Genomic DNA, 21,597 nt, shown 5'->3' with positions numbered 1-21,597 from the left:
AAGCCGGCCTCGCCACCCGTTTCCTGACAACCGTCAGGAGGCGCACGCGTGATTGAAACGGGGATGTTGCATGTGAGCGCAGCCGAGAATGCCTGCACAGACAGGACCGGCTCCTACGCCGCGCGTTTGGGTTCCACCGCGAACGGGCTGAGCCCGAGCCAGGCCTGCATCTTCCTGCCGATGGCCTGGTCGCCGGTCAGGCTAACCTTCGCGCCGGCCTTCTCGACGGTGAGCACTCCCATCCAGATCGCCGTCATCGTGTGCAGGTCGGTCGAGACATAGAGGTCGACGTCGAAGCCCGGATCATACCAGCACAGATCGACTTCGCCGTGCTTTTCGACGATCAGCCACCAGGAGCGTTTGGAGGCGGGGAGTTCCTGATACAGAAATTGTATCACCGTTCGTCCTTCCGGCAGCGGCGAGGGGTTCAAATTGCGCCGCATGTCCCACATCAGCAGCGACGGATCGAGGTTCTTGAGGGACAGGCGGGACTCGACCCATTTCTGGCCCCAGAAGCCCATCGCCTCGACGACCGGACGCAGATCGCGGCCGGCCTCGGTCAGCCGGTAGTCGAAGATCCCTTTTTCTCCCTGGACCTCCTTGCGCTCGACGATCCCCGCCAGCTCGAGCTCCTTCAGCCGTTGCGACAGAAGGGTTGGCGACATTTTCGGCACGCCGCGGCGCAGGTCGTTGAAGCGTGTCGAACCGGCCACAAGCTCACGCATCAGCACCATCGTCCAGCGGGTGCACAGCACCTCGGCGGCCATCGATAGCGGGCAGAACTGTTTGTATCCGTGCTGGGTCATGACCGTGCCTCTCCCTAGAACCTGCGGGCAACATTAGTCCTTCGTGATTGAAGCGGCGAGTACAGAAACTGTACCGGCCCAGTACAGATCGCGGACTGGTCGGCTCGGGTCCCGCCATGCGAGCCCTCTGGACGGTTGCACGGGATATCCTGTGCGCCGCAACCAGGAGACGACAATGACTGCTTACGTTATCGCCGACATCAAGATGAAGGACCCGAAATGGGTGCCGGCCTATGCCGCCTCGGTGCACGACCTCGTCCACAAGCATGGCGGCAAATATCTGTCGCGCAGCGGCAATGTGAAGACGCTCGAAGGCAAGCCGCTCGACACCACGCTGATCGCCCTGATGGCGTTTCCGTCGGAAGCAGCGGCGCGCGCCTTCACCAACGATCCGGCCTACGCGCCTTTCGTTTCGGCCCGCCAGGGCGGCAGCGACAGCCGTTTCCAGCTGATCGACGACACCGATCTGGCCGGAACGATCCCGTATCTGCCGAAGGGATGATCCCTCCCGGCATTCCTTGCACCGTATCCGGGATCACCAAGCAACAACAGCCACGGCGCTTGCCTGCCGGGCCTCCGTATTTCGGCGGCCGGCCCGCTGTGCTTTTTCAAGAAGAATGGAACAAACATGATACGCGATTTTCGCAACGGGCTTTTCGTGGCAGGGGCCATTCTGGCCGCCTGCACCACCTTTGCCCAGGCGCATCAGGAGGCGGCTGAAGCCGCGTCCGGTGCCAATCCGCTGGCCGAAAAGGTGCGGGCCGCCAACAGCCGGTTTCTCGATGTCAACGCCGCGACGGCGGAAGGCTATGCGCCCATTCCCTGCGCCAGCGGCATCACCGGCGGCGCCATGGGCATCCACTATGTCAATGGCGGGTACCTGAAGGACGACAAGATCGACATCGCCCGTCCCGAAGCGGTGATGTACGAGCCGATGACCGACGGCACGCTGAAGCTGGTGGCGGTCGAATACATCACCTCGAAGGGGCCGGCGTCGCTCGAGGGACAGCTGTTCAACTTCAACAGCGCGCCCAACCGCTATGGCCTGGGTGAGTTCTACGAACTGCATGTCTGGGCCTGGAAAGGCAACCCGACCGGCACGTTTGCCGACATGAATCCGAAAGTATCGTGCGAACACGCGATGGCGCCGAGCCAGTAAGCGGCATAGCCAGGCGGCGGCAATGCCGCCTGGCCCCCACCTCGGTTCTGCGTGAGATTTCTCAGGCGGGCTTGATGAGGCCGAGCTGGGTAAGGGCGGTGACGCCGTCGTCGAGACCGATTTCCTCGACGATCCTGCCGTCGATCACCTTGAGCACCGTGGTGCCGGTGAAGCGCATCATGCGGCCGGTGGCGGCGGGCAGCGAACCGATGAGAAAATCGCCGAAGGCCGGGCCGGTATGCGTGCCGCCGCCCTCCCATTGGCCGACGACATAGTCGCCCTCGGCGATGAGATCGGCGGTGGCCCAGAAGTTGAGATCCGGGAAGGCTGCGCGAAAATCGGTCATGAAGGCCTTGATGTCGTCGCGCCCGCGGCGCGGCTCGTGCAGCGAGTATTTGAGCAGCATATCGGGGGCCGCGACGGCGTCGACGACGGAGAGGTCGCAGGTTTCACCCCAGAAGTCGGTGAACCATCTGACGACGACGGCCTTGTTGTCTTCCTGCTTGGTCATTGGGAGGTCCTTTTCCTGTCTTGCTTCGTGATCACCGGACTGGCTGGTGAACACGGCCATTCCTATGACCAATCGAGGCGCGCCAAACTCCGGTTCTTGCCGGCCAATCGAAAGGCTGATGCCAAGATTGTCGCCGGGAGCGTGGACATTCCGCCCTTCCGCGGCCCGGTAACGGTTTCTTCTCTGGTTTTGCCGCAGATTGCCCAGGGGCGGGGGTGGCGGAACGGGCGATGGCGGGTCAGGATAAGAAAAGTCGCAGCGGAGCGTTCTGGGCCAAGGCCCTGGAGCGCGCCCATCTTGGCGTCTGGGACTGGGATCTCAGCACCGGCGACTGCTTCTATTCGGCGACCTGGGCCCGGATGCTGGGTTACGAGGACGGCGAACTCGCCAATACCAGTGACCTGTGGCTACAGCTTACCCATCCCGACGACCGGGAACGGGCGCAGGCCAGCGGCGACCGCCACATTGCCGGGCTCACCGACGCCATCGAGACAGAACTCAGGCTCAAGCACAAGCAGGGCCACTGGGTTTGGGTGCTCGACCGAGGCGGCATCGTCGAGAGCGACGCCGACGGGAAGCCGCTCAGGCTGATGGGCGTGCAGACCGACATCTCCAAGCAGAAGGCGGCCGAAGCCGCGCTCGAACAGGTCAATATCCGCTTTCGCCTGGCGCTCGCCGCCAGCGGCACCGGCATCTGGCACTACGACATCGCTACCAACAAGAGCTATTGGGACGCGCGCACAAGAGAGATATTCGGCCTCGTCGCAGTGACCGACGAGGTGACGGCCGATCTCTGGCACAGCTACCTGCATCCCGACGATAAGGACGCCGCCGAACGCGCCCACAGGGTGCCATTGGGAACCGACGGCGTCATCGCCGCGCAGTACCGCATTATCAAGCGCGACGGCCAGATCCGGCATGTCGAATCGCTGCTGCGCTTCATCGCCGCCGCCGGTGCCACCGGCCAGGTGCTGGGGACCGTGCGCGACATCACCGAGGACAAGCTGCGCGAACAGGAGCTTGCCTTCGCCGCCCGCCACGACGCGCTGACCGGCCTTTGGAACCGCGCCGCCTTCGACCGTCTGCTCGCCCACCATATCGCCACGGCCGTGCCGCTGGCGGTGTTCTATGTCGACCTCGACTACTTCAAGGCCCTCAACGATTTCGCCGGCCATGCCGCGGGCGATCTGGCGCTGAAGAGCGTCGCGGCGGGTATCGGCCGCTGCCTGCCGCCATCGGCGCATGCGGCGCGGCTCGGCGGCGACGAGTTCGCCCTGATGGTGCCCGATTGCGACGCCGTGCAAGCCGAAGGTCTGGCCGGCGCCATCCTGGCGGCCGTGCGCGACGCCGATCTCGGCCTCGCCGCGACGTCGCGCCGGTTGGCGGCCAGCATCGGCATCACCGTCGTCCGCGACCGTGCCACCACGGTTGCCGACGCGCTGGCCTGCGCCGACGATGCCTGCTACGCGGCCAAGGCCGCCGGGCGCGATCGCTTCGCGCTGTTTTCGACCGATGCCGTCTCCGGTTCGGTCGGCCTCAATGCGGCGCGGCTCGCCGCCGACACGGTCGACGCCATGGATGACGGCAGGCTGAAATTGTTCGGCCAGCAGATCCACCGGCTGGGCAGGCCCTGGGAAGAGAGCCGCCATGTCGAGGTGCTGGCGCGGCTTGCCGGACAGGGCGGCCGGCTGATCCCGCCCGGCGAGTTCATTCCGGCGGCGGAGCGTTTCGGCGTTGCCGCGCGGCTCGACCGCTGGATCATCCGCACCGCCCTGTCTCGGCACGGCGCGGCGATGAAGTCCGGCGCGATCACGCTCGGCTTCAACCTGTCGGCGCAGACGCTGAGCGACCCAGGACTATGGGACTTTGTCGACCGGGTCATCGAGGAGACCGGGGCGCCGCATTCCGGCATCGGCTTCGAGATCACCGAAACCGCCGCCGTCACCAATTTCGACGCCGCCGAGGCATTCGTGCGCAAGGCGCGCGAGCGGCGCTGCCGGGTCAGCCTCGACGATTTCGGCGCCGGCATGAGTTCGTTCGAATATCTCAGGCGCTTTCCGGTCGACGCCATCAAGATCGACGGCTCCTTCATCGAGCACGTCACCGAAAGCCGCTTCGACCGCGAGATCGTGCTGGCCATCACCAGCATTGCCCGCAGCCTCGGCTGCGCCGTGGTGGGCGAGAAGATCGAGCGGCAGGATACGGTGGCCATGCTGGGCGATATGGGCGTCGAGTTCGGTCAGGGTTTTCTGCTGCACCGGCCCGAACCGCTGGAGCGGGTCGTGGCGCAGGCGGCGCGAATGGCCGGCGCCGCATCGAGACGCAGGGCGTCCTGAGAGATCAAATGCATGTCGCTCCAAAAGCGGCCCGGAGCGACATGCGTGAAGACGAAGATTTGATCCGCGCGGGCTGAACAACGCCACGCGTGCTGTTCAGCCGAGTCGGCGTGCCGACGCTCGCGGAAATTCCAGCACCCCGGGTTCCGGCTTCCTGTGTTGTGCTTCCGCTACCATCTCGATCAACAGGTCGAGGGCCTCGCATGTGGCGCGGCTCGTCTCGTCATTGCCGCGCAGATAATGGTAGGCGCGTTCGAGATGGAGACGGGCGGCTGAAAAATCGCTGGTCAATGGTTCCCTCCATGATCCCGCCCTGATGGATATTGGCCTGCCTGGCGCAAGGTGGGGTAAATATCCACAGGCGCCTTTTATTCAAATGCCGGCGAACGCCGTGCTGCTGGCGGCGCCATCGTGTCAGGAGTGACGGCCCTGCCGGCTTTGCGCGGTTTGGCGGCTTGTCTAGACTGCGCTCTTTTGCCCGAGGTGAAATCGATGATCGTCCAAGCCTGCATCAACGGCGCGCGTTCGCGCGATTTCCATCCCAGGCTGCCGTTGACGGCACAGGCAATGGCCGGCGATGCGGCTTCCTGCGTCGCCGCGGGTGCCGCCGAACTGCACATCCATCCGCGCGGCGCCGGCGGGCGCGAAAGCCTGGCGGCGGTGGATGCGACGGTCCTTGCAGTGCGCCAGGCCTGTCCGGGCACATTGATCGGCGTCTCGACCGGCGCCTGGATCGAGAACGATGTGGCGCGCACCCGCGCGGCGATCGCCGCCTGGCGGGAACTGCCCGACTATGCCTCGGTCAATCTTTCAGAAACCGACGCGCCCGCCGTGATGGAGTTGTTGCGCAAGCAGGGCGTCGGCATCGAGGCGGGGCTGGCCACGACGGAAGATGCCGAGCGCTTCGTGACGCTCGCCGATCACGGCCGCGTACTGCGCATCCTGATCGAGATCGACATACCGGACCTGCCTGCAGCCCTCGACGAGGCGCACGGCATCGCCGCCATTCTCGAACGCGCAGGCGTGCGGCGGCAGATCCTGCTGCACGGCGTCGACGGCACGGTCTGGCCGTTCGTGGACCTTGCGCGGCAAAAGCGCTGGTCGACACGGGTCGGGCTGGAGGACGGCAAGACACTCGCCGATGGAACGGTGGCGAGGGACAATGCCGAGATCGTGGCCGCGGCCGCCGCGAATTTCCACTCCACGAGTATCAGCTGAACCTTGTCGGGCCGCGCGCCGGCGAACTCGGCGATGCCATTCGCTCGGGCAAGGCGATTGAGGAACAGCTGAAATAAGGCCACATTCGCGGGCGAGGGGAGATGTCCAACGTTTCGGAGCTCTCGCATGTCATTGTCCGGCACGACAACCCGCTATGGGCGCCTCGCCCAGGCATTTCATTGGCTGACGGCATTGCTGGTGCTCATTGCCTTCCTGGTCTCGGCGGGCGGTCCGCCGGAGCGGGTCTATTCAGCGGCCAGGGCGTCGACGCTGCTGCTGCACGAGTCGCTCGGCTTCACCGTTTTCTGCTTGCTGGTCGTTCGCCTGATCTGGCGCCGGTTCGACCGCATTCCCGATGCCCCGGCCATGCCGTCCTGGATGGAGGTCGCCTCGAAGGCAACGCATTGGGCGCTTTATGCGCTGCTGTTCGCCGTTCCGGCGACAGCCATGGTCGGCGCCTTGTTCGGCGGCCACCCGGTCACTGTCTATGGGCTGGGAGCTATCGGTCCGTTTTCCGGCAGCTGGGGCGCGCCGCTGGCGGAGATTCACGGCACGCTCGGCGACGTCATGATGTGGATCGCCGGCCTGCACGCGGCCGCCGCCATCTTCCACCATTTCTTCCTTCGCGACCGGGTGCTGAGCCAGATGCTGCCGGGCCTGCCCGATCCATCGTCGCGGCAGGGCGGCTGAACGCGGTCAGTCGAGAATGATGCGGATCGCCCGATCGACGACCGGGTGCAGGCCGCTGGGCCGTCGAAGCCGCAATACGGAAGTTTCTGAAATAGCCGAACCCTTATTTCAGAAACCTGGTGAGAAATTGAAATAGCTTTTGGAAGTTGGTCGAATCTGACATAACGATTTTCTTATTGTAGAAATCGTGGACGTTTCTGAAATATGGATTTGTCGTCTTACAAGGCGGGGCAGTACGAAAAGCGGTTGGAACATCGCAGCTTCGTGCCGACCTCGATCAATCATCCCTGGATCGTCTCCGACCCGAACATCATAGAGGTGCTTGGCCGCGCCGATCGAGCATTGGGTGAATTGAATGCGTTCGCACAACTCGTTCCCGACATCGATTTTTTCATCAGCATGTACGTTGCGAAGGAAGCAACCCAGTCCAGCCGGATCGAAGGCACCCACACCAATATCGAGGACGCTTTCAAGCAGATCGAAGATTTGTCTCCTGAGGCACGCGACGACTGGGAGGAGGTGCAGAACTATATCCAAGCGATCAATAGCGCCATTGCCAGCCTGGAGCGCCTGCCTTTCTCCAACAGGCTACTGAAGGAAACTCACGCCATCCTCATGCAGGGGGTGCGCGGCGACACTAAGCAACCCGGCGAATTTCGAACCAGTCAGAACTGGATTGGCGTGAGTCTAAGAAACGCGGTCTTCGTGCCCCCGCATCACGAGCATGTTCCCGAGCTCATGAGCGATATGGAAAAATTCATCCATGCCGACAGCCTGCGCGTACCGCCACTCATCCGCATTGCGATCGCCCACTATCAATTCGAAACCATCCATCCGTTCCTGGATGGCAACGGGCGGCTGGGCCGCCTGATGATTTCGCTTTACCTCGCCTCGCAGGGGCTTCTTGTCAAACCCGCGCTCTATCTGTCCGACTATTTCGAGCGCAACAAGACAGCGTATATCGATCACCTCATGGCCGTACGCGAGGGCAACCATATGCGCGACTGGCTGATTTTCTTTCTCCACGGAGTTGAAGAGACAGCGCGTGCGTCTGCTGACGTGTTCCGCAAAATTCTGGTGCTTAAAGAGCGGATAGAACGGGAAACGCTGCCGCGCTTCAGCCATCGCCGTCAAGGAAACGCGCAACAACTTGTAAGACATCTCTACAGGCAACCATTGGTCGACGTGAAGGGTGTCACCATTCTGTTGGACACGACGACAAACACGGCTACGTCATTGATTGCCGATCTCATAAGCCACGGCGTTCTAATCGAAGTCACCGGCCAAAGACGCAATCGGTTTTTCGTGTTCGAACGATACCTCCAGCTCTTCGAGAGGCGCAGAGATGGCTGACGTCCGCGCATAGATCGCGTGAGGCCCTCTGACGGCAGCAGTTCGATTTCCTACCCCTCCCTAAGATCACAGCCGCAAGATTGTCGCGATCGCTTGATCCACCACCGGATGCATGCCGCTCGCCTGGAAGGAGAGGCGATTGCCGGAGCCGACATTGCTGGTCATGGCGATGGTGAGGTCCGTCTCGGGATCGTGCAGCATGACGGCGACATAGCCCGGAATGCTGCCCTGGTGCCCGTAGAAGGCGCGGTCCGCATAGGTGCTCTGGAACATGCCCGCGCCCGTCTCGCGCATGCGGGTGCCGGGGAAACTCGCCGGCACGCGGTGTTCGAACATCTCGGCGAAGAAGGGCGGTGACAACAGTCCGCCGGAGAACAGGCCGCGCATGAAGCCCACCATGTCTGACGGCGTCGACACCATGTCGCCGCAACCATAGGCGGCGCCGAAGGGGAAGGAGTCGGAGGAATCCTGCAGTTCATTGGAGTAAGGCAGCACGCCGTCCATGCGCCACATCTCGCCGCCCGAGGCGATATCGGTGGGCGCGTTCGGCGCTGGCGGCGGCCGGTGGTAATAGCCGCGCACCATCGATTTATCGGGGAAGGCCTCGGTCGCCGGCGACCAGGTGTTGTTCAGGCCGAGTGGCTCAAGGACCGCGCTTCTGACATAGGCGCCCAGCTTCTGGCCGGTGACGGCCTCGATCACCATGCCGGCCAGGACATAGCCGGTGTTGTTGTAGACGGCCGGTCCGCCCGGTGGCTTCTGTTTGTCGGAGGCGAAGGCGATGTCGACCAGCTGTTGCGGCGTCCATTGCCGGCTCGGGTCCATCGGAATGTAATATTCGAATTCCGGCAGGCCGCTGCGATGGTTGACCAGCTGGCGTACCGAAATGGTTTTGGCGCCAGGCAGGTCCGGGAACCAGGAGGCGATCGGCGCGCCGAGGTCGAGCTTGCCGGTCTCGGCGAGCTTGACCAGGGCCGCGGCGACGAAGGTCTTGGTGCAGCTGCCGATCTTGAACAGCTGGTCCGACGTAACGGGCGTGCCCTGCGCGCGATCGGCGAGGCCTGATGTGCGCGCGGTAGGCGCTGCTCTGTCGAGGGCATAGGCCAGCGAGGCACCCACCGCGCCATCGGCGAGGTAGGTGTCGAGGAGGGCGTTCAGGTCTTTTGGCATGGTGGTCTCGCTTTTTGTGGATCGCGGGATCTTCGCAAAATCGGCCGCGTAGCGGCCGGATGAGGGGGGCACCCGGCGCGACAAGCCTCACTCCGCAATGTCGACGGCGGCGAAATTCTGCCGGCCGAAGGGGTCGAGCACGTAATTCAGCACGCTTTTGCGGATCGGGATCGCCACCATCGAATGGGCGATCGGCGCAACCGGCACCTCGGCCTTCAGGATGGCCTGCGCCTTTCCATAGATCGCGGCGCGTTCCTTCGGGTCGGCGGCAACGCGGCCCTCGTCGAGCAGCTTCTCGAAATCCTTGTCGCACCAGCGCGAGCGGTTGGAGCCGCCCTTCACGCCGTCGCAGGAGAGCAGATAGCTCAGCATGTTGTCGGGATCGCCATTGTCGCTGCTGCCGCCGAGCAGGAAGGCGTCCTGTTCGCCCGCCGCGGTGCGCTTGAGGTATTCGCCCCATTCGAAGCTGACGATCTCCGTGTGCACGCCGATCTTCGCCCAGTCGGCCTGGATCATCTCGGCCATGCGCTTGGCGTTGGGGTTGTAGGGGCGCGACACCGGCATCGCCCACAGGCTGATCTTGAGGCCGCTTTCGTGGCCCGCTTCCTTGAGCAGTTTCTTGGCGCCATCGGGATCGTAGTCGATGCCGGCATCAGTGACGGCGCCGAGCTGCGCCGGCGGCACGACGCTGCCGGCCACCGTGCCGGCGCCGGCGTAGACCGCATCGACGATCGCCTTGCGGTCGACGGCCTTGGCCAGTGCCGTGCGCACGCGCACGTCGCCCAGCGGCTGGTGCTCGACATTGAAGCCGAGGATGCCGATGTTCTGGCCCTTGAGATCGAGAACCGTGATGTCGGGATCGCTGCGCAGGTCGGCGACAGCACTTGGCGGCGGCGGCGCGGCGACCTGGCATTCATTGGCCTTGATGCGCTCGACGCGGGTGGTCGGCTCGGGCGTGACGGCGAAGACCAGCGTGTCGATCTTCGGCGCGCCGCGCCAGTAATCCTTGTTTGCGGCATAACGGACCTGGCTGTCGGGCACATAGGCCTCAAGCACGAACGGTCCGGTGCCGACCGGCATGCTGTCGATCAGCTCCGGCGTGCCGGCCGCGACCATCTTTTCGGTCTGCTCCAGCGACAGGATGGAGAGATAGTCGAGTGCCAGCCCGGCCAGGAATGTGACGTTGGGAGCCGTCAGCGTGAAGCGCACGGTGTAGTCGTCGACCTTGTCTATTCTGTCGATCAGCGTGCCCATGCCCAGCGCGTTGAAGTACTCGTAAGAGCCGCCGCCAAGCTTGTGATAGGGATTGTTGGCGTCGCGCTGGCGGTTGAAGGTGTAGAGCACGTCGTCCGCGTCGAAGTCGCGCGTGGGCGAAAAATGCTCGTTCGACTGAAACTTCACGCCGTGCCTGAGATGGAAAGTGTAGGCCTTGCCATCCGACGAGACATCCCAGCTTTCGGCGAGCGCCGAGCCGACCTCGGTGGTGCCCGGCTTGAACTCGACCAGCCGGTTGAAGATCGTCTTGGCGGCGGCGTCCATGGTGGAATCGGCGATGCCGATCGCCGGGTTGAAGGTCTCGGGATTGGCTTCCGAGCAATAGACCAGCGTCTTGGCGTAGGCCTGTCCGCCGAGAAGGACGGATGAGGCCAGAACGGACGTGGCCAGGAGGGACGTGGCCAGAAGGGACGGGGCAAGCACCGCGCGCAGAGATTTCATCGCAAACGCTCCTGATGACACTTCGGGGTTGAGGGAAGGAACTTCATGGCGTCGTCGCCGGGGTAAGGAAGCGATCGGGCGCCAGCGCCCCAGCGGTGACGCCGAGTGCGGTGACGTCGTCGGGCAGGGGCTCGCCGCGCATCAGCGCCGCGCTCAGCCTGGCCAGCGTCAGCGACACCTGAAAACCGTAGCCACCTTGGCCGCCGAGCCAGAAGAAGCCGGGCAGGCGCGGGTCGAAGCCGGCGACCGGCGTGCGGTCGGGAGCGAAGGTACGCAGGCCCGCCCACGGCGTCGACGGGCGGCCGATGCGCATAGACGTCGCCTGTTCGATGCGGTCGACGGCGATGGCGACGTCGATATCCTCGGGATACGCATCGCAAGGCTCGGAATCCGTCTCGTCGGCGAGCGAACCGATCAATCTGCCGGCATCGGGCTTGAAGTAGAACTGCTCGTGCAGGTCGACCACCAGCGGCCAGCCGGCGATGTCCAACCCGGCGGGCGGATCGAACAGGAAGGCGGTGCGCCGTTTCGGCTGGAAGCCGAGGCCCGGGAGTCCCACCATGCCGGCGACGACATCGACCCAGGCGCCGGCGGCGTTGACGATGATGTCAGCCGAGTAGACGCCGGCGCTTGTTTCAACCCGAAAAGCGCTGCCGTCGCGTGAGATGGCGCGGACCTCCTCGCCGGTGCGGATGGTGCCGCCGCCGGCTTTGAGCTTGGACGCGCAGGTCGCGAGCATCTTGTCCGTGTCGACATCCACCGCGTCCGGCTCATAGACGCCGCCGCATGTGGCTTGCTGGGCAATGACCGGAACCAGCGCGTGGAGCTCGGCCGCCGAGAGGCGGCGCACTGATGGCACCAGCGCCTGCAAATCACGAGCCAGCTTGTCGATGGCGGCATCGTCACCGGTCCATCCGACATGCAGCGCGCCACGCCGGTGGGCGACGAAACCGCCCTCGACGATTGCCTGCCGGCTGGCCAGCGTCAGCCCGCGCACGAGGCGGTTGCCATAGGTCTCGGTGAACAGAGCGGCGGAGCGTCCGCTGGCGTGGTAGCCGAGATGCGGTTCGCGCTCGATGACGGTGACTTCGGCCGAGGCCGCCACCTCGGCGGCAAGTGAGAGGCCGGCAATGCCGCCGCCGATGACGACAATCTTTTGGAAGGACTTTGACTGCATTCATCAGTCGTAAAAATATTTTCGTATCCAGTCAATATTTAGCGTATAAGAAAATTTCGATGTTGTTGATGGCTGCGGGGAGTTCGACTACCTAGGGTGGAGCGGCGCGATCCCGCGCCTTGGAGCTGGCAATGTCGGAGCAACCCAATCTCGGTGATTGTCTGCGGGCTTTGAGAAAAACCCATGGCTGGACCTTGCAGGAGGTCAGCGCGCTCACCGGCGTCGCGGTGTCGACGCTGTCCAAGGTCGAGAACGACCAGATGTCGCTGACCTACGACAAGCTGCTGCAGATCTGCGAGGGGCTCGGCATCCATGTGACGGAACTGCTCAGCGGCGACCGCAAGCAGCCGGCAGCGCGCACCCGCCGTTCGGTGACCTCGCAGTCCAACACGCTGCGCCAGCTGACCCGCAACTACGACTACCGGTATCTGGCCACCGACCTGGTGCGCAAGCGCATGGTGCCGATCCACGCCTATGCGCGCGCCCGCACGCCGCAAGAGTTCGGCCCGCTGACCAGGCATGCCGGCGAGGAATTCCTGATCGTGCTCAAGGGCGAGATCGAACTGCACACCGACCAGTACGCGCCGGTGCGGCTGAAAGCGGGCGAGAGCGTCTACATCGATTCCACCATGGGCCACGCCTATCTGTCGGTGGGCGAGGGCGACGCCGAGATGCTGTGCGTCTGCTCCGGCGACGAGCCCGACATGGAAGGCACGCTGCTGAGCGAGCTGGAGACGGTTGAAGGATAGGGCGCAGCTCACCGCGCAAGTTTTCTGCAGCTCGATTCAGGCTTTCTCGTTCGAACTGCGCGGCCAAACCGGCTATAGGACCGCTGAAACCGTAGCTCCCGCCAATCTGAAAAGGAAATCCGATGAGTGTAGAAAAGACAGCCGTGATCGTGGCCGGCGGCAGCGGCATGGGGGCGGCGGCGGCCAAGCGGCTGGCGGCGGATGGTTTCAAGGTCGCCATCCTGTCCTCGTCCGGCAAGGGCGAGGCGCTGGCCAAGGAGCTTGGCGGGCTCGGCGTCACCGGCTCCAACCAGTCGAACGACGATCTGCAGCGGCTCGCCGACCTGACCCTGGAGCGCTATGGCCGCATCGACGTGCTGGTCAACAGCGGCGGCCATGGGCCGCGCGCGCCGATCCTGGAGATCACGGACGAGCAGTGGCACACCGGCATGGACGTCTACCTGATGAACGTCATCCGGCCGGTGCGCATCGTGGCGCCGCAGATGGTCAAGCAGAAGGGCGGGGCCATCATCAACATCTCGACGGCCTGGGTGGCAGAACCGAACGCGATGTTCCCGACCTCGGCCGTGTTCCGCGCCGGCCTTGCCGCCTACGCCAAGATTTTCGCCAACACCTACGCGGCCGACAATGTGCGCATGAACAATGTGCTGCCCGGCTGGATCGACAGCCTGCCCGCCACCGAAGAGCGCCGCGACAACGTGCCGATGCAGCGCTATGGCACATCAGAGGAGATCGCCGCGACGATCGCGTTTTTGGCGTCGGACGGGGCAGGGTATATTACCGGGCAGAATATCCGCGTGGATGGGGGTGTGATCCGGGCGCTGTGAGAGGCGGCTGGCGGCGATCCCATACCTCTCAGATTAGCCGAAGCCCTCCCTCCCTTCGTCATCCTAGGCGCAGCAAGGAGCGAAGCGACGCCGCGCAGACCCTAGGATCCATGCCGCGACGTGGGCCGAAAAAATACGGCGAACGAGGATAGTCCCCGGACGGGTTGGCGGTTACCGTCAACGCATGACCGGCTATGTTTACATGACCGCGAGCCAGAAGGGCGGCACCATCTACATCGGTGTCACCAACGATCTCGGTCGCCGCATGCCGGAGCACAAATCCGGCGAAGGTTCGCGCTTCACCAGGCGCTACGGTGTGCAGCGGTTGGTCTGGTACGAGGAACATTTCGACATTCGTGACGCCATTCAACGCGAGAAATCGCTGAAGCGCTGGTCGCGACAATGGAAGATCGAACTGATCGAGAAGACCAATCCGGAATGGTTCGAGCTGTTTCGCGGAACAGGTTGGTCGCGGTTTGATGGCGTTTCGTCGGAGGTTGGAGCCAGGTTCGGCACCGTTTTGTCCGTCGCAAGCGTCGCGGCATGGATCCTAGGGTCTGCGCCGCGTCGCTTCGCTCCTTGCTCCGCCCTAGGATGACGAAGCGAGGGAGGGCTTCGGCTAATCCCCACGTCAACTAGCGACCCTTACGACGTGGCTTCCCAGTTCACTGCGACCGCTTCGCCGCCTGATCCGCATCCGTCAGCGTCTGCAGAAACGCCACGATGTCGTCGATCTCGGCATCGTCGAGCGCCGGCTTGTCGCCGGGTTTCTTGCCGCCGAAGGGCGGGTCTTGATTCAAGTTCGGCCAGTAAGCCTTTGGCAAATCGTCATATTTATCGACCGTACCGTAAGCGTTTTTCGGGTACCAGCGGCCGGGGTCGGTGTCGCGGCTGGCGTAGAAGGCCACCGCTTCGCGCAGCGTGTGGAAATATCCGTTGTGGAAGAAGCTCTTGCGCAGTGCGACGTTGCGCAGGGTCGGTGTCTTGAACAGGCCGCAATAGTCGGTGCGGCCACGGAAATCGGTGCGCAGGGGACCGCACAGGCCGAGATCGACATAGGCCGGGTCGGCGTTGGCCGGGATGGCCGGATTGCGCGGCACGGCGATGGCGATCAGGCCGAAATCGGTGAATTGCGGCGGCTCACCGTCATTGGCCGGTTCGCTGAGGTGGCAGGAGGCGCAATTGCCTTTCGCCTCGTCCTCGAACAGGGCGCGGCCATGCAGTTCCCGCGCCGATAGCGTCGCCTTGCCGGCGAGGAAGGCGTCGTAGCGGCTGGAATAGGGGTAGAAGTCGACCGCGCTCTGCTCGAACGTGCCAAGCGCCTCGGCGGCGGCGTCGAAGGCATCGTCCGGGCGGTCGAAGACATCGTTGCCGAAGGTTGCCTTGAAGTCATCGGCATAGGCTGACTTGCGCAAGGCGGCGGAGACCGCCACGGCATCCTTGTTTGCCATCTCGAAGGGCGAGAGCAGGGGGATTTTCGCCTGGTCCACACCGTGATCGGCGCGGCCGTCCCAGGTCAGACCGCCGGTCGGGCCATTGTCGACGCTCTCGTCGCCCTCGTCCTCGGAATCGTGGAAATGCTCGGTGAAGGCGGGTGCCGCCTCAAGATAGCGCAGCGACGGCACCGCGCGCACGCCAGGCAGGTCGAGGTTCGGGCCGCCCATCTCGACGGGAGATGCCGAGGCCGGACCGAAGGCATGGCGCGGATCGTGGCAGGAGGAACAGGCCTGTTTTCCCGAAGCCGAGAGCGCCGGGTCGAAGAACATCTTTCGCCCCAAGGCAGTCAGCGCCTCGGCGCGTGCGAAGGCTTGGCCACGCGACAGCGGACCGGGATGGACCCCGTCCGGCCCCGCCGTATTCGCGGGCGCGGCAAAGCCAAATGCCGAGATCGCGGCACTCGCGATCATCAGGCTTTTCCATCGTCTCGTCATCATGGGGCACGGTCCGCTTTGGCCCGGAAATAAGAACGCAGTGCAACGGATTGATGACCGGTCCCAGTGCTCACGAAACCGTGTTCGCCGCGGCGGCGGATGTCACAAAGGTGACAAGGCATCCACGTTAGCTGCCTATGGTTCCCGCGCAATAGCTCTTCTAGTTAAAGTCTGCCACGAGGTCTTTCCATGACGAGGCTCAAGTTCCTCACTTCCTTCTGTCTGGCCGGTTCGGCCTTGTTTCCCCTTGCGGCCGCCAATGCCGCCCCTCCCGGCTTCGACAAGATCGACACCGTCGTCGTCATCTATGCGGAGAACCGCAGCTTCGATAATCTTTATGGTGGCTTCCCCGGCGCCAATGGGCTGGCCAATGTCTCGGCCGAACAGGCGCGCCAGCTCGATCGCGATGGCAAGCCGCTGACCGAACTGCCGCCGGCCTGGGGCGGGCTGACCGGAAAGGGCGTCACGCCCGTGGTGACGGAGGCGCAGACCGCGCATCTCGCCAACGCGGCCTTCGCCATCGACGATCCCAAGGGCTTCAACGAAGGCACCAATGTCATCACCCACGATTTGTGGCACCGTTTCTACCAGGAGCAGATGCAGATCGACGGCGGCAAGAACGATAAATTCGTCGCCTGGGCCGATTCCGGCGGGCTGGTCATGGGCCATTATGACGGCTCGAGCCTGCCGATGTGGCAGGTGGCGAAGAAATATGTGCTGGCCGACAATTTCTTCCAGGGCGCCTTTGGCGGCTCCTTCCTCAACCATTTCCAGCTCGCCTGCGCCTGTACGCCGCTCTATCCGCATGCCGACACGAGTCCGATCAAGGGCCAGATCGCCGTGGTCGAGGCCGACGGAACGACCTTGAAGGTGGCCGACAATTCGCCGCCGTCGGCGCTGGGCGGCGTGCCGAAATTCGTCAATGACGGCGCCATCACGCCCGATTTTTACGCCGTGAACACCATGCAGCCGCCCTATCAGCCGAGCGCCAACAAGCCTGCCGAGGGCGGCGACAAGGCGCTGGCCGATCCGGCCGCGCCCACCACGCTGCCGCCGCAGCACGACATCACCATCGGCGATCTCCTGTCGCTGAAGGGGGTCGACTGGGCCTGGTACGCCGGCGCCTGGCAGGCTACCCTCGACGGCAAGAACGCCACGCCGGTGCCGAACTTCCAGTTCCACCACCAGCCGTTCAACTATTTCGCCGCCTACGCGCCCGGCACCGCCGCGCGCACCGAGCATCTCAGGGATGGCGGCCTGGATGGCGCCGAGTTCATCAAGGCGATCGACGACGGCAAGCTGCCGCAGGTCGCCTTCTACAAGCCGCAGGGCAATCTCAACGAGCACTCAGGCTATGCCGACGTGACATCGGGCGACCAGCATCTGGCCGACCTCGTCGCGCATCTGGAGAAGAGCCCGCAATGGAGCCACATGCTGGTCGTCATCACCTATGACGAGAATGGCGGCTTCTGGGATCACGTCGCGCCGCCCAAGGCCGACCGCTGGGGCCCGGGCAACCGCATCCCGGCCTTCATCGTCTCGCCCTATGCCAGGATGGGCACGGTCGACCACACGCAATACGATACGACGTCGATCCTGCGCTTCATCACCGCGCGCTACGATCTGCCGGTGCTGACGGGCATCGTCGCCCGCGACAAGGCGCTGGCCGCCAATGGCGAGCCGCCGATGGGGGATTTGTCAGCCGCGCTTAATCTCAGCCGCTAGGGCGGAGCGAACCGCGAATATGCCACCGCGCCGCGAGGCGCGGTGGCTCAGCCGCCATTGACCAGGGCAAGAATGAGCTTTTGCAGATTGCCGCCCTGGCCGAGTTCGATGCGGTCGAAATCGCGGCTTGCCTGCCGCTGCGCCTGCGAAAGGGCGGACAGGCGTTTGGTCATCTCGACCCGGATCTTGCTGCATTTGGGATCGTCGGGAACGGTGAGGCCGACCGTCGCCGCCTCGATCTTGCGCGCCATGTCGACAATGGTCGCGCCATGCACCTTTTCGTGGGCGCTGACGCCTGCGAGGAAAACCTCCCAGTTCTTCTGGATGGCGGACGGCAGCGGCGAGGAGGGGCTGGGCAAGGTGTAGGTGATGATGAGCTTTGGCTTGGCCGAGACCAGCACGCAGGCTCCGGCACGCGGCTGATAATCCCTGGTCCAGGTCAGCTTGAAATTGGTGTGAGCAATGGCGCGGGTAATGCCGACATTCGGCCCGTTCTCGCCAATCGACCGGTAGAGCTCGAGCCCGGACTGGCCTGAAATGGCGTAGGTCTCGACCTTCTCGACAGGCTTCCACTCGGCATGCGCCGCAAGCGGGAAGGCCACCAGGGCGGCGGTCGGAAGATACAGGCGAACACAGGCTCTCAACACTGCTCTCTCCGAGGCGCGCGGCCCTGCCATTCAGGCAACGCTATTCAACGGCTTTTCCTATATGCTGCCGGCGGGCGCTGCAAATGGCCCGGAGGGGGACGTCATGAGAAGAAATCTCGTTGCCGCCGGTGCCTTGGCGGCGGTGCTTGGCTCGCAATCGGCCTTCGCGGCATCCTGCGGCGGCTGGAGCGCCAAGATGGAGGAAGACGAGGGTGGCAGCGTGCTGACCGCTTCGGTCTGCGGCGGGCCCAGGGGCGACGCCTATCTGATGCTCAATTGCTACGACAAACCGGTGCTGAGCTACGATCTGGGCGCCAGCGGCCAACAACTGGAACCGGGCATCAGCGGCGCGTTCGACTTCAAGGCCGACGGCAAGACGGTGACCAAGACGCTGCAGCTGGAGGCGATGTACAATTATTTCGTGGTCGATCTGGAGAAGGGGGACCCGCTGCTCGACCTGTTGCGGTCCAAGGGGGACGTGTCGGTCAGCGCTGCCAAATATGGTTCGATCAGTTTTGCGCTGAAGGGTTCCAGTGGGGCAATCGGCAAGGTGCTGGCGCAGTGCGGCAAGGCGAAGCCCGCGGGCGACGGGGATTGAACCTCGAGAGGTTGCGCCGCCCCTCATTGTCCTGCCGCCCATTGATCCATTCCATCAGCGGCTTGCCGCCAGCGCCGGGCGGCCGTATCTCACGTCCATGACCGACATCCAATTCCGCAAGGCGCAAGCCTCCGACCTGCCAGCCATCGTCGCCATGCTCGCCGACGATCCGCTGGGTGCCGCCCGCGAAGACGCCTCGTTGCCGTTGGCGCAGGGTTATATCGATGCCTTCAACGCCATCGATACCGATCCCAATCAGCTGCTTGCCGTGGCCGTGGATGGCGCGGAGGTAATCGGCACCCTGCAGATCAGCTTCCTTGCCGGTATTTCGCGCAAGGGCGGCTGGCGCGGGCAGATCGAGGCGGTTCGCGTTGTCAGCGACAGGCGCTCCGACGGCGTCGGCAAGAAGATGTTCGAATGGGCGATCGACGAGTGCCGGGCGCGGGGCTGCGGCCTTGTGCAGCTCACCACCGACAAGGGGCGAGCGGATGCGCACCGCTTCTATGAAGGGCTCGGCTTCAGTGCCAGCCATATTGGTTACAAGAAGAGCCTTTAGCGGAAACCCTCGCCGGTTCGGGCCTGGCGGTGACTGGCGTATAGCGGAAGCCCTTCAGGCACTATTTAAATCGCCTGGCAAAGCGGATATAGGTCAGTCAGGTTGACCTATTGTAAAAACGTCCGGGGAGGCGTGTCGTGACCCTTTTGAACCTTCTGGCCTCGCGCTCATCGCGCATGAAGGCCTCCGAAATCCGCGAGCTGTTGAAGCTGCTCGACCAGCCCGACATCATCTCTTTCGCCGGCGGCATTCCCGATCCGTCGCTGTTTCCGGCAGACGCCATCCGCGATGCCTATGCCGACGTGCTCGGCGGGCCGGAAGCGGGGGCAGCACTCCAATACCAGGTTTCGGAAGGCTATCTGCCGCTGCGGCGCTGGCTCGCCGGGCAAATGGGCAAGCTCGGCGTGGCCTGCGACGAGGCCAACATCTTCATCACCTCCGGCTCGCAGCAGGCGCTGGATTATCTCGGCAAGCTGTTCCTGTCGCCAGGCGATACCGCGCTGGTGACATGGCCGACCTATCTCGGCGCGCTGCAGGCCTTCAACGCCTACGAGCCCCGCTATGACCGGCTGCGGCCCGAGGGCGGCAACATGACGCCCGAAGCCTACCACACTGCCGCCGCCGCCAATGGCGGCAAGGTGAAATTCGCCTATCTGGTGCCCGATTTCGCCAACCCGACCGGCAACACGCTGGACCGAAAGCAGCGCGAAGCGGTGCTCGACCTTGCCGGCGAGCTCGACATCGCCGTCATCGAGGATGCCGCCTACCGGGCGCTGCGCTATGACGGCGAGGGTGTGCCGCCGATCCTGGCGCTCGACTGCATCAGGTCCGGCGGCATCGACAAGGCGCGCACGCTCTATTGCGGCTCGTTCTCGAAAATTCTGTCGCCGGGCATGCGTGTCGGCTGGGTTTGTGCGCCGCGCCGCGTGGTGGAAAGGCTGGTGCTGATGAAGCAGGCTTCGGACCTGCACAGCCCGTCCGTCAACCAGATGGTGATGCACCGCGTCGCCGAAGCCGTGTTCGACGGCCAGGTGGAAAAACTCATCGGCGCCTACCGCGAGCGCCGAGACGGCCTGCTCGGCGCGCTTGAAGCCAACATGCCAGAGGGGGTGACCTGGAGCCGTCCGGAAGGCGGCATGTTCGTCTGGGTGACGCTGCCGGAAGGCACCGACGCCACGGACCTCCTGGCACGGTCGGTGAAGGAGGCGCGGGTCGCCTTCGTGCCGGGCAACGCCTTTTACGCCGACGGCACCGGGCGCAACACGCTGCGGCTGTCGTTCACGCTGGCCACCCGCAGCGCGGTGAGCGAGGGCATTTCCCGGCTGGCGGCGCTGCTCAAGGGTTAGAGCAAATTCCACGAAAGTCTCAAATGGTTTTCCCGGGAAAGCGCCCAGCGCTTTCCCTAGGAATTGCGTAATAGCAAGAGCGGCATGCGCCTAAGCCGGCACGTTCACCAGCTGCTTGAGCTTTGCAAGCCTGGCGCGGGCGAGCTTGCGGATCGGCTTTTCGAAACCCTCTTCGCCGGCTTCGACGACGAAGACCAATGTCTTGAAGTCCAGCATGAACTCGTCGATGGCCCGCGTCGTCTGTTCAGACCTGTCCTTGAACCGGCGCAGCAATGCGTTCGCTTCCTCGATGGCATCGGCATTGGCGCCGTCGACCAGCGCTTCAAGCTTCTGTAAACAATCCAACCGACATTCTCCCGCCGCGCCACCAAACTTGCCATCGGCCCAAAAGTTCCATTCGGCCTCGAAAAATTGTCGCTGGTTGTCAGCAGAGGCACGCGCCCCGCGTTGACGCCCTGCCGACCGCGCCTAAATTCGGGCCTTGCGAGGAGGCGCTTTCATGGACACCCAGGAATTGCATCGCGGCCGGCTTATCGACCACCTCCAGCTCGTGGTCCGGGATCTCCCCGCCAGCCGGCGTTTCTACGAGGCGGTTTTCCAAGTCCTTGGTGTCCCGATCGGCGGCACCGGCGAGGATTATTTCTGGGCCGACGAATTGTTCATTTCCAGCGCCGACAGCCGGGCCGCGCTGGGAAAGCTGACCGGACGTCATCATCTGGCCTTCCAGGCCAGGGATCACGCCATGGTCGATGCCTTCTACAAGGCCGGGCTCGAAGCCGGCGGCACGGACAATGGCGCGCCGGGCGAGCGGTCCTATCATCCCGGCTATTATGCCGCCTTCCTGCTCGACCCGGACGGCAACAACATCGAGGCCGTCCACCACGGCCCGGCCAACCGCAGCGCCGCGTCGGTGAAGATCACGTTCTAGGAGCAATCGATCGACCGCGTCGAGGCGAGGTGATTCCGATGCCGCATTTCCGGGGTATTTCGGAGACTCGGACGCCACACCGGCCAATCCGATCGGATTCTTGACCTGGGCGGCACTGAAATTGTCCTGCGGAGCATGGATGGCGCCGTCTCTG

Annotated in this window: 22 protein-coding genes and 1 pseudogene; 14 read left to right on the top strand and 9 right to left on the bottom strand. The window is 64.0% G+C overall.

The genetic code is table 11. From position 1 onward, the window contains the following. Nucleotides 1–113 precede the first annotated feature (113 nt). The gene (locus tag LB571_RS18500; protein WP_140791324.1) at nucleotides 114–806 is read right to left on the bottom strand and encodes a winged helix-turn-helix transcriptional regulator; all 693 of its coding nucleotides are present in this window, start codon (nucleotides 804–806) and stop codon (nucleotides 114–116) included. A gap of 175 nt (nucleotides 807–981) precedes the next feature. Between LB571_RS18500 and LB571_RS18495 the strand changes: the two genes are divergently transcribed. After that, complete coding sequence (locus tag LB571_RS18495) at nucleotides 982–1,308, top strand: DUF1330 domain-containing protein (RefSeq protein WP_149902579.1); 327 nt, start codon at nucleotides 982–984, stop codon at nucleotides 1,306–1,308. Nucleotides 1,309–1,434: 126 nt separating this feature from the next. Continuing rightward, nucleotides 1,435–1,965 carry a hypothetical protein gene (locus LB571_RS18490; protein WP_224596699.1) on the top strand — a complete coding sequence of 177 codons (531 nt, stop codon included), beginning with the start codon at nucleotides 1,435–1,437 and terminating at the stop codon, nucleotides 1,963–1,965. A gap of 61 nt (nucleotides 1,966–2,026) precedes the next feature. Here the strand turns inward: LB571_RS18490 and LB571_RS18485 are convergent, their stop codons facing one another. Next, nucleotides 2,027–2,476, bottom strand: coding sequence for an ester cyclase (locus LB571_RS18485; RefSeq protein WP_224596697.1), 450 nt, complete (start codon nucleotides 2,474–2,476; stop codon nucleotides 2,027–2,029). Between the two features lie 230 nt (nucleotides 2,477–2,706). Between LB571_RS18485 and LB571_RS18480 the strand changes: the two genes are divergently transcribed. After that, nucleotides 2,707–4,812, top strand: coding sequence for an EAL domain-containing protein (locus LB571_RS18480; protein ID WP_224596695.1), 2,106 nt, complete (start codon nucleotides 2,707–2,709; stop codon nucleotides 4,810–4,812). Between the two features lie 96 nt (nucleotides 4,813–4,908). Here LB571_RS18480 and LB571_RS18475 read toward each other — a convergent pair whose 3' ends face one another. Continuing rightward, nucleotides 4,909–5,103 carry a hypothetical protein gene (locus LB571_RS18475; RefSeq protein ID WP_023774040.1) on the bottom strand — a complete coding sequence of 65 codons (195 nt, stop codon included), beginning with the start codon at nucleotides 5,101–5,103 and terminating at the stop codon, nucleotides 4,909–4,911. 201 nt (nucleotides 5,104–5,304) lie between these two features. Between LB571_RS18475 and LB571_RS18470 the strand changes: the two genes are divergently transcribed. The 3 genes from LB571_RS18470 to LB571_RS18460 all read left to right on the top strand — a co-directional run bounded on the left by LB571_RS18470 (nucleotide 5,305) and on the right by LB571_RS18460 (nucleotide 8,073). Then, nucleotides 5,305–6,030 (top strand): 3-keto-5-aminohexanoate cleavage protein, encoded by a 726-nt coding sequence (locus LB571_RS18470; RefSeq protein WP_224596680.1) that lies wholly within the window; start codon nucleotides 5,305–5,307, stop codon nucleotides 6,028–6,030. A 126-nt stretch (nucleotides 6,031–6,156) separates the two neighbouring features. After that, nucleotides 6,157–6,720 carry a cytochrome b gene (locus LB571_RS18465; RefSeq protein WP_015317002.1) on the top strand — a complete coding sequence of 188 codons (564 nt, stop codon included), beginning with the start codon at nucleotides 6,157–6,159 and terminating at the stop codon, nucleotides 6,718–6,720. A 204-nt stretch (nucleotides 6,721–6,924) separates the two neighbouring features. Then, nucleotides 6,925–8,073 carry a Fic family protein gene (locus tag LB571_RS18460; protein WP_224596677.1) on the top strand — a complete coding sequence of 383 codons (1,149 nt, stop codon included), beginning with the start codon at nucleotides 6,925–6,927 and terminating at the stop codon, nucleotides 8,071–8,073. 66 nt (nucleotides 8,074–8,139) lie between these two features. Here LB571_RS18460 and LB571_RS18455 read toward each other — a convergent pair whose 3' ends face one another. From LB571_RS18455 to LB571_RS18445, 3 genes are all read right to left on the bottom strand, one after another. Beyond that, nucleotides 8,140–9,243: a serine hydrolase domain-containing protein gene (locus tag LB571_RS18455; protein WP_224596674.1), complete on the bottom strand. Its 1,104-nt coding sequence runs from the start codon at nucleotides 9,241–9,243 to the stop codon at nucleotides 8,140–8,142. An 87-nt stretch (nucleotides 9,244–9,330) separates the two neighbouring features. Next, the gene (locus LB571_RS18450) at nucleotides 9,331–10,959 is read right to left on the bottom strand and encodes an ABC transporter substrate-binding protein (RefSeq protein ID WP_224596671.1); all 1,629 of its coding nucleotides are present in this window, start codon (nucleotides 10,957–10,959) and stop codon (nucleotides 9,331–9,333) included. Between the two features lie 43 nt (nucleotides 10,960–11,002). Continuing rightward, nucleotides 11,003–12,136 (bottom strand): NAD(P)/FAD-dependent oxidoreductase, encoded by a 1,134-nt coding sequence (locus LB571_RS18445; protein WP_224596667.1) that lies wholly within the window; start codon nucleotides 12,134–12,136, stop codon nucleotides 11,003–11,005. A 131-nt stretch (nucleotides 12,137–12,267) separates the two neighbouring features. On the opposite strand from LB571_RS18445, the gene LB571_RS18440 reads away from it, so the two are divergent. From LB571_RS18440 to LB571_RS18430, 3 genes and pseudogenes are all read left to right on the top strand, one after another. After that, complete coding sequence (locus LB571_RS18440) at nucleotides 12,268–12,885, top strand: helix-turn-helix domain-containing protein (RefSeq protein ID WP_015317007.1); 618 nt, start codon at nucleotides 12,268–12,270, stop codon at nucleotides 12,883–12,885. 122 nt (nucleotides 12,886–13,007) lie between these two features. Continuing rightward, nucleotides 13,008–13,712 (top strand): SDR family oxidoreductase, encoded by a 705-nt coding sequence (locus LB571_RS18435; RefSeq protein WP_140618041.1) that lies wholly within the window; start codon nucleotides 13,008–13,010, stop codon nucleotides 13,710–13,712. A 184-nt stretch (nucleotides 13,713–13,896) separates the two neighbouring features. Then, a pseudogene (locus LB571_RS18430) lies at nucleotides 13,897–14,181 on the top strand (GIY-YIG nuclease family protein); the annotation flags it as partial. A gap of 196 nt (nucleotides 14,182–14,377) precedes the next feature. On the opposite strand, the gene LB571_RS18425 reads toward LB571_RS18430, so the two are convergent. Continuing rightward, entirely contained in the window at nucleotides 14,378–15,619 is a 1,242-nt protein-coding gene (locus tag LB571_RS18425; protein WP_411961394.1) for a cytochrome-c peroxidase, read from the bottom strand. A gap of 213 nt (nucleotides 15,620–15,832) precedes the next feature. Between LB571_RS18425 and LB571_RS18420 the strand changes: the two genes are divergently transcribed. Beyond that, nucleotides 15,833–17,368 (top strand): acid phosphatase, encoded by a 1,536-nt coding sequence (locus LB571_RS18420; RefSeq protein ID WP_224596660.1) that lies wholly within the window; start codon nucleotides 15,833–15,835, stop codon nucleotides 17,366–17,368. 47 nt (nucleotides 17,369–17,415) lie between these two features. On the opposite strand, the gene LB571_RS18415 is transcribed toward LB571_RS18420, so the two are convergent. Continuing rightward, nucleotides 17,416–18,012 carry a DUF922 domain-containing Zn-dependent protease gene (locus LB571_RS18415; protein ID WP_041163408.1) on the bottom strand — a complete coding sequence of 199 codons (597 nt, stop codon included), beginning with the start codon at nucleotides 18,010–18,012 and terminating at the stop codon, nucleotides 17,416–17,418. A gap of 106 nt (nucleotides 18,013–18,118) precedes the next feature. Between LB571_RS18415 and LB571_RS18410 the strand changes: the two genes are divergently transcribed. From LB571_RS18410 to LB571_RS18400, 3 genes are all read left to right on the top strand, one after another. Next, nucleotides 18,119–18,613, top strand: coding sequence for a hypothetical protein (locus tag LB571_RS18410; protein ID WP_224583715.1), 495 nt, complete (start codon nucleotides 18,119–18,121; stop codon nucleotides 18,611–18,613). Between the two features lie 97 nt (nucleotides 18,614–18,710). After that, nucleotides 18,711–19,169, top strand: coding sequence for a GNAT family N-acetyltransferase (locus LB571_RS18405; protein WP_224596657.1), 459 nt, complete (start codon nucleotides 18,711–18,713; stop codon nucleotides 19,167–19,169). A 176-nt stretch (nucleotides 19,170–19,345) separates the two neighbouring features. Further along, nucleotides 19,346–20,515: a PLP-dependent aminotransferase family protein gene (locus LB571_RS18400; RefSeq protein WP_224597174.1), complete on the top strand. Its 1,170-nt coding sequence runs from the start codon at nucleotides 19,346–19,348 to the stop codon at nucleotides 20,513–20,515. Between the two features lie 90 nt (nucleotides 20,516–20,605). Here LB571_RS18400 and LB571_RS18395 read toward each other — a convergent pair whose 3' ends face one another. Next, the gene (locus LB571_RS18395) at nucleotides 20,606–20,860 is read right to left on the bottom strand and encodes a hypothetical protein (protein ID WP_224583713.1); all 255 of its coding nucleotides are present in this window, start codon (nucleotides 20,858–20,860) and stop codon (nucleotides 20,606–20,608) included. Between the two features lie 154 nt (nucleotides 20,861–21,014). Between LB571_RS18395 and LB571_RS18390 the strand changes: the two genes are divergently transcribed. After that, on the top strand, nucleotides 21,015–21,443 hold the full coding sequence (locus tag LB571_RS18390; protein WP_140716239.1) for a VOC family protein: 429 nt from the start codon (nucleotides 21,015–21,017) through the stop codon (nucleotides 21,441–21,443). The last annotated feature ends 154 nt before the right edge of the window (nucleotides 21,444–21,597 follow it).

The organism is Mesorhizobium sp. BR1-1-4 (assembly GCF_020165375.1).
GTDB lineage: Bacteria > Pseudomonadota > Alphaproteobacteria > Rhizobiales > Rhizobiaceae > Mesorhizobium > Mesorhizobium australicum.
Note: the sequence above shows the minus strand (reverse complement) of the source record. Positions and strands in the feature narration are given on the sequence as shown.